General features: G+C 49.7%; 8 protein-coding genes. 7 read left to right on the top strand and 1 reads right to left on the bottom strand.

Annotated features, from left to right (window positions below; genetic code table 11):
• Positions 1-39: 39 nt before the first annotated feature.
• From BT112_RS15545 to BT112_RS15520, 6 genes are all read left to right on the top strand, one after another.
• Positions 40-3,066, top strand: coding sequence for a SusC/RagA family TonB-linked outer membrane protein (locus BT112_RS15545; protein ID WP_072318307.1), 3,027 nt, complete (start codon positions 40-42; stop codon positions 3,064-3,066).
• 18 nt (positions 3,067-3,084) lie between these two features.
• The gene (locus BT112_RS15540) at positions 3,085-4,734 is read left to right on the top strand and encodes a RagB/SusD family nutrient uptake outer membrane protein (protein WP_175545807.1); all 1,650 of its coding nucleotides are present in this window, start codon (positions 3,085-3,087) and stop codon (positions 4,732-4,734) included.
• Between the two features lie 167 nt (positions 4,735-4,901).
• Positions 4,902-6,131 (top strand): SusE domain-containing protein, encoded by a 1,230-nt coding sequence (locus BT112_RS15535; RefSeq protein WP_072318305.1) that lies wholly within the window; start codon positions 4,902-4,904, stop codon positions 6,129-6,131.
• A 173-nt stretch (positions 6,132-6,304) separates the two neighbouring features.
• Positions 6,305-7,876 carry a DUF4832 domain-containing protein gene (locus BT112_RS15530; RefSeq protein ID WP_072318304.1) on the top strand — a complete coding sequence of 524 codons (1,572 nt, stop codon included), beginning with the start codon at positions 6,305-6,307 and terminating at the stop codon, positions 7,874-7,876.
• A 244-nt stretch (positions 7,877-8,120) separates the two neighbouring features.
• On the top strand, positions 8,121-9,230 hold the full coding sequence (locus BT112_RS15525; RefSeq protein ID WP_083564958.1) for an alginate lyase family protein: 1,110 nt from the start codon (positions 8,121-8,123) through the stop codon (positions 9,228-9,230).
• Positions 9,231-9,306: 76 nt separating this feature from the next.
• On the top strand, positions 9,307-10,449 hold the full coding sequence (locus BT112_RS15520) for a glycoside hydrolase family 88/105 protein (protein ID WP_072318303.1): 1,143 nt from the start codon (positions 9,307-9,309) through the stop codon (positions 10,447-10,449).
• A 219-nt stretch (positions 10,450-10,668) separates the two neighbouring features.
• Here the strand turns inward: BT112_RS15520 and BT112_RS15515 are convergent, their stop codons facing one another.
• Positions 10,669-11,100 carry a hypothetical protein gene (locus BT112_RS15515; RefSeq protein WP_083564957.1) on the bottom strand — a complete coding sequence of 144 codons (432 nt, stop codon included), beginning with the start codon at positions 11,098-11,100 and terminating at the stop codon, positions 10,669-10,671.
• Between the two features lie 154 nt (positions 11,101-11,254).
• On the opposite strand from BT112_RS15515, the gene BT112_RS15510 reads away from it, so the two are divergent.
• Positions 11,255-12,430: a TlpA disulfide reductase family protein gene (locus tag BT112_RS15510; RefSeq protein ID WP_072318301.1), complete on the top strand. Its 1,176-nt coding sequence runs from the start codon at positions 11,255-11,257 to the stop codon at positions 12,428-12,430.
• Positions 12,431-12,529: the final 99 nt, after the last annotated feature.

The following is a 12,529-nucleotide window of genomic DNA, read 5'->3' as shown; positions in this document are numbered from 1 at the left end:
TGACCATTACCAAACCACAAATTGTAAAACGATACTTGTATGTTGAAAAAAAATCATGTAAAGCCGAAAATCGGTTTTATGCTTTCCGTTTTGTTGTTGCTTTCCGTATTTCAGCTGTACGGGCAACAGGACCCGATAAAGATCACGGGTAACGTTATAGATGAGAACGGCGAACCGTTGCTCGGGGTCAATGTCCGGATAAAAGACACCAATACCGGGACAGTTACCGATTTTGACGGAAATTACGAATTGCAGGCACCTGTGGGGGCCACCCTGATCTTTACCTATATCGGGTATACGCCCAAGGAAGTCACCGTAGCGTCTTCGGGGGTTATGGATGTTATCATGGCAGGAGACATGTCGCTCGAAGAAGTTGTCGTGGTCGGGTACGGAAAAGTGCGGAAGAAGGATCTTACCGGGGGGCTCTCTGTGGTAGGAAAGGAAAAGCTGAATATGGTTTCCAGCACCAACCTGATGGACCGTCTTGCGGGCCAGGTTGCGGGGCTGAACATTACGACGTCCAATGCTGCTCCCGGGCAGGACCAGAGCATTCTTATCCGCGGACAGAACTCCCTGTCGGCCAATAACGATCCGCTTATTGTACTGGACGGAATTCCGTATAGCGGATCGCTCTCGGATCTGGATCCCAATATCATCGATAATCTTTCGGTCTTAAAAGATGCTTCGGCAGTAGCGATCTACGGGGCACGCGGATCTAACGGGGTTATCCTTATACAAACCAAAAGGGGACTCGAAGGAAAGCCCCGGGTAAATTACCGGACCCAGTTTGGTCTGGCCGAACCGATGCAGCGTATCGAAGTAATGGGGCCTAATGAGTACATAAAGCTCAAGCAGGATATCGGCCGGCTGAGACAGGGATATTCCGGAGACCAGCTCGATCCTGTAGCGGGAGACATTATCAGCGTGAGCGAACGCGAGAATTATGCCAGGGGTATTACACACGATTGGCAGGATTACGTGTTCCAGACCGGATATACCATGGATCACCAGGTGAGCGTTTCGGGAGGTACACCGTCGACGAAGTATCTTGCAGCTATTTCTCACCTGGACCAGGACGGGGTGGTTTACAATTCGAAGCTGACCCGGACCAATATCTCCACAAATATAGATCAGGTATTTAACGACTGGCTTACCGTAGGTATAGGAAGTCAGTTTATACAGAAAGAGACCGGTGGTGTTACACCGAATATCGAACATGCCATCAAACAAAGCCCTTACGGGAAATACAAGGACGAATCGGGATATTATATTACGGAACCCATGGAGTACTCCCTGATTACAAACCCGATGATCAATGTCAATGCAGATCAGGATGTGACCAGCCGTAACTTTTTTCTCAGCGCTTATGCCAATATGCTTTTGCCGGTAAAAGGATTGTCTTTTCGTACCAACTACGGCTACAATTACCGCAGTGGATTTTCGGGAATATATTATGGCCGTGATACGTTTGCAGGACGGGAACAGGCCGGGCTTATCGGGGGAAGAGCCAGTATCTCCAACAGTCACTATACCGATTACACCTGGGAAAACCTGCTCCGGTACGAATTAAAAACGGACGATCACAGCCTGGATGCCACCGGGTTGTTCAGTATGCAGCAAACCAAGAGGATAAGCAGTTCCCAGAGCGGAGAAGGGTTTATAACCGATGATTCCGGTTATCACATGATGGATACTGCCGAGCGCAACCAGAAAATATCGTCCGGACTGTCGGAAACCGCACTGTTGTCGTATATGCTGCGGCTTAATTATGCCTATAAGGGCAAGTATATGGCCACGGTAACCGCGCGTACCGACGGGTCGTCTGTGTTCGGGGAAAACAATAAGTATGCTTTTTTCCCTTCTGCTGCCCTGGCCTGGCAAATCGGAGACGAAAGTTTTATCAGGGATCATGCCACCTGGGTGGATATGCTTAAGCTCAGGGTTTCCTACGGTGCCAACGGTAACCAGGCGATAACGGCCTATCGGACCCTGGACCGGCTCCATTCGGATGTCAAATATATCTGGGGAGACGGGGGAACTGCCGTTAATACGGCCTACCTGGCCGGTGACGGTATCGGGAACCCCAATCTGAAATGGGAGACAACCTATACGACCAATATCGGTCTGGACTTCCAGTTTTTTAATAACAGGCTGGGCGGAACGGTAGAAATGTACCTGTCCAATACACACGACCTGCTGATGATACGTACCGTACCTATCATGAACGGCTATAGCCGGATATGGGATAACATCGGGCAGACCCGGAATAAGGGGATCGAAATTGCTCTGCATACCATGAATATCAATGCCGGGGATTTCCACTGGACGACCGACCTGAATTTCTCGCTCAACAGGGATAAGATTGTACAGCTCCGGGGAGATAATACCGATGACATCGGGAATAACTGGTTTATCGGAAAGCCCCTTCGCGTGTACTACGATTATAACATGACCGGGTTGTGGCAACAGGGCGATACGTATTTCTACACCGATCCTGACGGTAACCAGAGAGAAATCCAGACCGGGGCTGCCCCCGGTTCGGCCCGGCTCGAAGATGTGGACGGAAACGGGTATATCAATACAGACGACAGGAAGGTCATAGGGTCGAGAATGCCGGATTTCAGAATGTCCATGGGTAACAGGTTCAGCTATAAGAACTTTTACTCCTCTTTTCTGCTCAACGGGGTATTTGGTGTCTGGCGGGACGACCACATGGCCAATATGGGTGCCTGGACTTTCGGAATTACCAATTACGTGCACGGGGCCGATTACTGGACGCCGGAAAACCCGGATGCCGATATCGTTTCACCTGGATATGTGAATACTTTCGGGCATGGTTTTTATAAAAAGGTCTCTTATGTACAGGTAAAAAACATCACCTTCGGCTATACGATGGGGCCCGACCTGGCAAAAAAGCTGGGCCTGAGTGCTGTCGATGTCAATATCAGTGTAAACAATGCACATACCTTCTCGAACATCAGGCAGGTACTGAATTACGACAACAGCTGGATGGCTTCCTACCCTACGGCACGATCGTATATGCTCGGGCTCAATCTAACTTTCTAAACCAAAACCGATATGAAGATGAATACATACTTAAAAGCAGGCGTATTGTTGCTGTGTACCCTGATGGTCACGGCATGCCAGGACTTTCTCGATGAAGATTTTAAATCGGAACTGTCGCCGACCAATACCTTTACCAGCACGTACGGATTTGAAGTAGGTGTCAGCGGGCTCTACGCACTGACCCGTTCGGAGTATAATACCTATGGCGAAGGCGGAGCGTACATTCACAACGGGGCCTGTCCGTACGAGGCGCTGCAGGTGGCTACGGATATTGTATCCCTGGGTTATGGGGATGCCTCGCTAACGGCATTCGCCAATCTCACGCTGACCCCGGAAGAAAGATTTGTAGGGACGTACTGGAACTGGGCCTACAGCCTGATCGCTTCGGCTAATGAAATCCTGCTTTTTTCCGAAAAAAACACCAACTGGGACCAGCCTTCGGACAAAGAACTTTTTCAGGCTGAGGCCCGTTTTTTCCGGGCTTATGCCTATAGAACGCTGATGTACCTCTATGGCGATGTCCCTTATGTAGAGACGATACTTTACGATTTTCAGCTCAACTTTACCCGTACCCCCAGGGAGGAGGTACTCGGGCATGTTATCGAAGATCTGCAATTTTCCGCAGAGCACCTTCCGGAGAATCCGGACAGTGAAGGTTTCAAGCCCGGAAGACTGACCAGGTGGGCCGCTTATCACCTGCTGAGCGAAATGTACCTGCTACAGGAAAATTATGCCCTGGCAGGGGAAGCAGCCCTCGAAGTGATCAACAGCGGATATTTCGAGTTGATGAAAACACGTTTCGGAGTGAAAAAAGATGAACCGGGGGACCCGTTCAGCGATCTTTTCGTAGAAAATAACCAGAACAGAAAGAGCGGAAACAGGGAGAGTATCTGGGTGCTGCAATTCGAATTCAATACGATAGGAGGAGGGACCAATTCGGACGATTGGACCCGTAGAGCATGGAATCCGAAATATCAGAACATCACCGGTTTTGTACTGGCCGATACCCTCGGAGGCAGGGGGCTGGCCCAGATTGTCCCGATGAAATGGTGGGTAGGTACGGACGGCACCAATGCTTCCGGGGATATTGAAGGGATTTTTGATGATGCCGATATCCGGAATTCCAATTATAACATAAAGCGAAACTGGTACTATAACAATTCCGGGGAACCTTCCTTATACGGTAAGAAGGCCAATATTACCGATCAGACCTGGCTGTCTGCCAATACCCTGTTCCCGGCCCTGACCAAATTTTTCTACGGCAGGGAAGAAAACCTGAGTCTGACAGGGAGTTACAAAGACCGTATGAAGTTCCGACTGGCAGAAACCTACCTGTTGCTCGCTGAAGCTTACCTGGGGCAGGATAACCCCTCTAAAGCCGCCGAAGCCGTAAACGAGGTACGACGGCGCTCCGGGGCATCCGTAATCAATACAGGTGAAATGAACATGGATTTTCTGCTCGATGAGCGTATCCGGGAACTCGTCGGAGAGGAAAGCCGCCGTTTTACACTGGTACGTACGCACAAACTGGTAGAGCGGGTAAAGGAGCATAACGATGCACTAAGAGATAAAGTACGGGACTTTCATGCCTTATGGCCTATTCCGCAGTCGATAATTAATGCCAACAAGGATGTCGAATTCCCCCAGAACGACGGGTATGGCAACTGATAATCCCAGCCCTCCATCACACCGGATATGGTGCAAAAAACATCCGGAGAAATCACGGATATACGGGGTGTCAGACCTCAACGATAGCAAAATATTATGAAAACCCGGGGCCGTGTCAGCACACCTGCGGTGCGTACAACGACAATAGCCTGCAAATACTAATACAAATGAAAACAATACCATTTCGATATACCTTATTAGTGCCGTTATGGGGCCTTGTCCTCGGGCTGGGTGCCTGCGATCAGGGCATCCAAGATATAGACAAAACAGAAGAATTTCTGGAACTTTCGGTGTCTTCCGAAGCTGTTGCACTCGATGCCGATCATCTTACTGCAGACATCGTGACTTTTACATGGACCGAAGCCAGGTCGTTGGAAGACGATGACTATATGGTGTCCTATACGACAAAACTGGATGTAGTAGGGAATAATTTCGGAGCTTCCACAGCCATATTCAATTATGAAGACGAAGGAATATACCAACGGAGTTTTACCTCCGAACAGTTGCAAAACTGGGCGAATGAGAAATGGAGTATTCCGGTAAATACGCCATTTACGCTGGAATTCCGTGTCATAGCTCAGTGGGAAGGCGGACCTGCTTTCGAAGCGCCTGAAGTCCGTACGGTTAAGGTGGATGTAGAGCCTGTCCGTACTATAGTTTTTGATGCGGATACGGTATTTCTGAGCGGAACCGCCCTGGGGGATACCGCCCCGGTGGAGATGAGCAGGACCCTGGAAAACCCGAACACGTTTGCATACCTCCTGGATCTGCAGGGCGGGACGTTGCAGATTCCGGTAGCTTTCGAGGGAGAAACGAATTATATAGCTCCTGCAGACGGAGACGATACTTTACACGATGGCGAAGCGGTAGATGTAAAAATGAGAGAATCTCCGGTTTCATGGAAGATAGATACTCCCGGGGAATACCGTATTGTCGTGGATATGCAAAAAGCGGAAGTAACGATATATTCGCCGGAAAAGGCCCTTGAACCCCTTAGTGTGGACTGGACTACAGATGCAGGGGAAGCCGTGACGACAACCATTACCGATCTGTGGATGCACGGCGCTGTAAACGGCTGGGGCACGCCGATACCCTGTAATGTTGCCGTGAGCCTTGCAGACCCGCAGGTACTCGTATATACCGGGGGTGTAACGGGTAAAACAAAATTTATAGTTTACGGAGGTTCCGATAACAATAAGAACCTGGCCTATGCGTTTAGCTGCCCGCCCAAATCCGAAACAGAAGGACAGGAACAGTCGCTTATACCGGACAAAGCGGCCGACCTGTACGGAAGCGCTTCGAGAGGACAACGCAATTCGTATTACACCATTCCTTCGGGAACCAATATGGTCGTGCTCGACCTCAGGAACAAAACCATTGTAGCTCAAAAACGGTAGCAGTTCCGTACCGTAGCCCTGAAAGCATTTTTGTAAAGGCTTGTCCGGATGCATAACGATCGTGTTTTTCGGGGGACGGTCCTTAAACAACGGCTTAAATACGCTAAAACAATATTCAACCCGGGACCATGACAGATTTTGTAATGGCGTCATGGCCTGTAAACCTTTAAACCATGAGAACACCAAGTTACAGAACGATGACTAAACATGTCTTAACCGTACTGGTATGCCTGCAGTTGTTTGGCTGCGCTGCCAGGGACAATGAGACGGAAGACGAGACATATCGGGGCGATAATACCCTGGTAAAACCCTTGTATAACAGGAATTCCGTGTTGCGAAACCCTCTGAACGGATGGGTGATGTATGCCGGGCGTACAGCCGATGAGTCTTACTGGGATACCGAATATTATGTGCCGGATTTGGGCAAAAATGTAAAAGCTATCGATTATGCCTCGGCTTGTTATATCCGTACCAGCTGGGCATCCCTGAACCCGCAGGAAGGTGTTTATGCCTGGAATGATCCCGACTCCCGTATCGGGCAATTGATCCGGGGGGCGGAAGACCGTGGTCTCCCGATAGCATTTCGTATCGTAGTGGACGGACGCGACCAGGGCATGAACACCCCGCAGTTTGTCTTCGATGCGGGGGCGGCATATTATGTAGAGAACGAGGCATTCCCCACACGTATTACCCCACTCCCTCAGGACCCTGTTTTTCAGGATTATTATACCCGGTTTATCGAAGCCCTGGGCGAACGGTTCAATGACCCGGAGCGTACCGCTTTTATCGATGCCTATGGCCTGGGCAAATGGGGAGAAGCGCATAACGTGATCTATGAAGATCCTGCCACTGCTACTGCAGAACGTACCGAACGCCTCAAGGAAGAGGTGTTTACCTGGGTTACCGATTTGTATGTAAGGTGTTTTTCGGAAGTGCCTTTGGTGATTAATTACCACCGGTTGATCGGGCATCCCGAAAGTTGGGGAGCACCCAACGAAAACAGTGACAGGCTCCTGGTCGATGCCATCAATAAGGGATACGGACTCCGGCAGGATGCTTTTGGTATGACCGATTATTATGCCGATTGGGAAAAGCAATTTGCCAGGACCTGGAATTACAAGCGCCCCGTTATTATGGAGGGAGGCTGGATTACTACAGGGACGCACCGGTACTGGACCGATCCGAGCGGAAAATACCGGGAAGGACACCCGGAAGATGTCCGTCAGGGCGAATTCGATGCTTCGGCAGAGGCGTGTGTGAATATGATGGACTTTCGGGTAGGAGAAACGGCATCGTGGTTCGAGAAGAGTTTTCCCCTGGTACAGCGCTTTATTTCCGAAGGAGGATACCGCCTCTACCCCGATAGGGTTTACCTGCCCGAAGAAATCGCCTCCGGTGACGAAACCGTGATTACACATCGCTGGAGAAATACGGGATGGGGATATTGTCCCAATAACATTCCGCAATGGAAGTATAAATACAAGGTCGCTTTTGCACTCCTGGATGCCGATGACCAGGTGCAAAAAATCTGGGTCGATGCGGATAGCGACCCTTCCGAATGGTTGAAAGACGCCCCCGTATCCTATGACTTTAAGGCCAATATCGACGTACCGGCAGGACATTATACCTGGGCCGTAGCTATTGTAGATACGTCAAAGGAAAACCAACCCGGTATAGCAATTGCCGTCAATGATGATATCACGGGTGACGGATGGACGAAACTCATAGAGGTGGAGGTGAAATAGTGGGGCAGATGCCTGATAAACAGATGACGTATTCGTGATGATTTGGGTATTTCCCGGAGCCGTAACGGAAAAGCGTATTTGCGAACCCTGCCATAAACAGGGTGAGGCAATCTTCCAGAGGCAGGCCGCATACCCTCAAAGGCAAACGCAAACCTGCCGGGAGACGATCTTTATATTTTTAAAATTGTTGAAATGAGATTATGGATACATATCTTAAACAGTATTCACGTTAAAAAAACAAAGCATGAACCTATTTCGATTTCAATCCTTGTGCATTGCCGCCATAATCATAGTTCTTGTCTCGGCCTGTACCGGTGATCGTATTCCCGGTACCTCGGCCATGCACCCGAAAGCGCAGATCGACTTTGTAAAACGACAGTTAGAGCAAGATAAAGCACCTTTTACCGCCGCATTTGGCATATTGACGGAAAAAGCAGATGCCGCTTTCGGGACGTCCCACCATGCGGTAGAAGATTTTGCCGTGCCGGGGTTTTACCAGGACAAGGAAAATCACAGGAGATTGTCGCTGGGGTTACAGACCGATGCTATCGGGGCCTACAGTTGTGCCCTGGTATGGGCCTTGACGGGGCAAAGCAGGTATGCGGACCGGGCCCTGTATTTTCTTAAGGGCTGGGCTACGGTAAATAAGAGGTACTCGGAAATGGACGGGTCCCTGGTCATGTCCTATTCGGGGACCGCATTGCTGTTTGCGGCAAATCTCCTGAAAGATTATGAGGAATGGAACGCGGAAGACCAGCAGCAGTTTGAATGGTGGACCAGGCATGTATTCCGCGATGCGGCAAACAGTATCCGTTTCCGGAATAACAATTCGGGAGACTGGTCGCGCTTCGCCTCTTTGCTGGCTGATGTATATCTGGAAGATACTGCCGATTTCGAAGAAAATATACGCCTCATTAAAAGTGACCTCTTCGAAAAAATAGCTACGGACGGACACCTGGTAGAAGAGGTAAAAAGGGAGAAAAACGGTATTTGGTACACACATTTTTCCCTGGCGCCCCTGACCGCGTCCATGTGGGTGATCTATAACCATACCGGGGAAAACCTCTTTTTCCTGGAAAAAGACGGGGCTTCGGTAAACAAGGCCCTGGACTATCTTCTGTATTACAACCGGCATCCGCAGGAATGGCCTTTTTTTAAGGGCCCGGCTACGGGGCATGCCGATTCGAGATACGGATTTTGGCCGGCCAATCTGCTGGAAGCGATGAGACCCGTTTACCGGAGTACGGCTTACGAAACGTTTGTAGCACCTTACAGGCCACTGGTGTATGTAGCGCACGATTTTGCCTGGGTATTCCCCTCACTGATGCCTTTGAGCCTGGACGGTTATCCGTAGACCGGGACAAAAAACGTGAATCTCCGGACCGAAACCATGATCATAATACTATACAAACCTGTTAAAATGAAAAAGAATGAAATTTAAGCTTAAACACGTAATTATCGTACTCCTGGTATCAGGTTTTAGGCTTCCTGTCCTGGGTAACGATCCGGCGCCCCCGGTATCTATATTCCGGCCGTCGGAAATACTCAACATTATGCATCGCGTAGCCGATTGGCAACTCGATTCCTGGAAGACGAAAGGATTCAGCTATGGTAAAACAGACTGGATACACGCCTCCTGCTATACCGGCCTTTATGCCATGGGCAGCCTGGAAGGCGGGGAAAAGTATCTTCGTGTTCTTGTCGATATCGGGGAAGACATGAACTGGAATACGGGCCGCCGCCGTTTCTATGCGGATGATTACTGTATCGGGCAGACCTATGCACAGCTTTACGGCAGGTACGGGGAAGAAAAAATGATCGAACCCTTTACCAGGCAGGCCGACAGTATTATCGGCAAACCGAATAAGGAGTCTTTGTCCTGGAAAAATGATATTCAGTATCGCGAATGGGCATGGTGCGATGCCTTGTTTATGGGGCCTCCCGCGCTGGCCTACCTGAGTACGGTGACCGGTAAGTCCGAATATCTCAACACTGCGAGTACGCTCTGGTGGAAAACGACTGATTTTTTGTACGATCCGGAGGAACATCTCTTTTTTCGCGATGAACGTTATTTTGATAAAAGGGAAAAGAACGGGGCCAAAATCTTCTGGTCCAGGGGCAACGGATGGGTCGTCGGGGGCATGGTGCGGGTCCTGGAAAATATGCCTTCCGATCATCCCGATCGTCCGAAATTCGAAATGTTGTACAAAACCATGATGAAAAGGTTAGCCGATTTGCAACAGCCGGACGGCAGCTGGCGTACTTCCCTGCTCGATCCGGAGAGTTTCCCGGTAAAGGAGATGAGTGGCACCGGGTTTTTCTGCTATGCTTTTGCCTGGGGGCTGAACCATGGAATGCTCGATAAGGATACCTATTTCCCGGTGGTGGCCAAGGCGTGGAAGGTGCTTAACTCGGCCGTTACCAAAGACGGAAAACTGGGATATGTGCAACCCGTAGGGGCCAGCCCCGCACAGGTGAACGCCGATAGTACGGAGGTTTACGGGGTCGGTGCGTTTTTACTGGCCGGGTCGGAATTGTACCGGTATATGAAAGAACATCCGCAGGATAAATAATGTAATGTCTTTTGCCATGCTTCGGGGAGATTAAGAAGTGTGCCCGTATTGTTATCTAAGAAGTGAAAACAAAAGGATATGTGCCTGAAAGCTCCGGTGTAAGCGACAGGCACGGAACAACTTCCCTCGGAGTCTGCCGTAATTATGGGTTAGGAGGTACATACAAGGGCATGTATCCCTCACCATATTGTAGGGCGCGGTTACCGGTACGGGCCGCTCTTACATCAGCTTGAGATAATCCGTGGAGCCGTACCCATATACTGCAATGCCCAGGAGTAGCGTAATAGCGAGGCCCAGGACCAGGGCATAGCGGTTTCCGGCTCCTGCTATTTTAAGAAAAATGTACAAGCGCAAAAACGAATGTACGATAAACAGGGTCAATGCCCCCAGTTGCTCTCCCGGAGCGTACCTGATCAAAGCCATGATCACCAGGAACACCAGTGACATAAACAGGTATTCTGCCGCGATTACGATACCCTGGAATATCCGGTTTTTCACAAAGAGTAAAGGAATGTATAGCAGAAAACCACACCATACCACAGCAAAGTCCCAGCCTATATCGTTGTCGGCAGAGACCAGGAAGGCCACAGTAAGCGCAGAAACTGCGATGACCGTATAAAAATACGGGTTGCGAATGTTTTGGTTTTTCATTGCTGCATGTCGTTCAGGACTGTTCTGCAAATATAGATGTGATTATTCGAAGATAACATCATTGTTTTCAGGGGATTTTAATCTCGTTCGCTTTTTTGCCGGGCTATTGCCGGACAACCGCGTACTATACCGTATATTTTTGATATATTGTCGTATGAAGCATTTATTCCTGTATGCAATATATGCGCTTTCCTGCTGTATGATAGGTGCCCAGGAGGGAAAACCGGAAGGTGAATTTATCTTATATGGCGTCTTTAACGGCAGCGGTACCCGGGCTATTAGCATTTCTTATTTCGACAGGAATGCAGTCTGGGTGGAAGATACGGCGAAGATAGCCGACGGAACCTTCGAATTTCGCGGGTCGGTAATCCGACCTACCTTGGTCACCATACAGGGGAATACCCTATCGGGATCGGTAGACGATCCGGACAGGACCATATTATTCATAGAACCCGGGGCGATGAGGGTACGGGTCACTGAGCACGATTTTAAAAACGCGGTGACGGAAGGTTCGAAGTCCCAGGCACTGCTGGATACCCTGAACGTACGGAGAAAAGATGTCGAAGCCTTGCGCAAACCTGTGGCAAAAGCTTATGCACAGATCAAATCGGTGTATGCGAAGGGCGATACGTCCGTGACGGTGACGGAGAAGATGGAAAGCCTGAGACGTCAGCTCCTTCCTTTTCAGGACCGCCTTAAAACCATCGACCTGAACTTTGTCGAAACCTACAGCGACGCCTTTGTCAGCGCTTATGTGTTGGGCTATTATACGGGGAAAATATCCCGGGATTCCCTGGCATATTATTACAACAGGCTTTCGGATGTTGCGAAAAACAACAAATACGGCCGCGATATCCGTAAGGCCCTGGTCGCGGATGAGCAGCCTGTTGCCATGCCCGGAAGTGTTGCCCCGAAGATCGGGATGCGTGATATCGATGGCCAATGGGTATCCCTGGAATCTTTTCGGTCCGAAAAATATGTGCTGCTCGATTTCTGGGCATCGTGGTGTATCCCGTGCGTGCGGATGAACCCGCAACTGAAAAAGGTATATGAGACCTATAAAGACCGTGGGCTGGAAATAGTAAGCCTGTCTCTCGATCATAACCGTGACGCCTGGGAAAACGAGATCCGAAAATCGTCGCTGAATGCGTGGACCCATATTCTGATAGGTTTCCGGGGAGATGCTTTCGATGAGTTCCGTAAACATTACGGGCTTACGACCATCCCCTTGTATATCCTTATCGATAAAGAAGGGACAATTGTCGGGCGTTATGATTCGATAACAGAAGATGGCGCGCTGTTGCAAAAACTCGGTGAAATTTTTGAATAGCCCGTCGTGTAAGACAAAAGCGAGGCCTTTCAGGTCGCGCCGGCATATACCGCAAGAGGCTTTGTTTCCCCGCCGTCCCTTCTTCTGTAGCGGAGTTGC

The organism is Sinomicrobium oceani, from assembly GCF_900119185.1.
Classification (GTDB): Bacteria; Bacteroidota; Bacteroidia; order Flavobacteriales; family Flavobacteriaceae; genus Sinomicrobium; species Sinomicrobium oceani.
This window is presented reverse-complemented; position numbering and strand designations above follow the sequence as displayed.

Excerpts from the sequence above, each read along its gene's own strand:
- BT112_RS15520 (WP_072318303.1), top strand. The coding sequence starts at position 9,307 with ATGAAATTTAAGCTTAAACACGTAATTATCGTACTCCTGGTATCAGGT.
- BT112_RS15530 (WP_072318304.1), top strand. The coding sequence starts at position 6,305 with ATGAGAACACCAAGTTACAGAACGATGACTAAACATGTCTTAACCGTA.
- BT112_RS15535 (WP_072318305.1), top strand. The coding sequence starts at position 4,902 with ATGAAAACAATACCATTTCGATATACCTTATTAGTGCCGTTATGGGGC.
- BT112_RS15540 (WP_175545807.1), top strand. The coding sequence starts at position 3,085 with ATGAATACATACTTAAAAGCAGGCGTATTGTTGCTGTGTACCCTGATG.
- BT112_RS15515 (WP_083564957.1), bottom strand. The coding sequence starts at position 11,100 with ATGAAAAACCAAAACATTCGCAACCCGTATTTTTATACGGTCATCGCA.
- BT112_RS15545 (WP_072318307.1), top strand. The coding sequence starts at position 40 with ATGTTGAAAAAAAATCATGTAAAGCCGAAAATCGGTTTTATGCTTTCC.
- BT112_RS15525 (WP_083564958.1), top strand. The coding sequence starts at position 8,121 with ATGAACCTATTTCGATTTCAATCCTTGTGCATTGCCGCCATAATCATA.
- BT112_RS15510 (WP_072318301.1), top strand. The coding sequence starts at position 11,255 with ATGAAGCATTTATTCCTGTATGCAATATATGCGCTTTCCTGCTGTATG.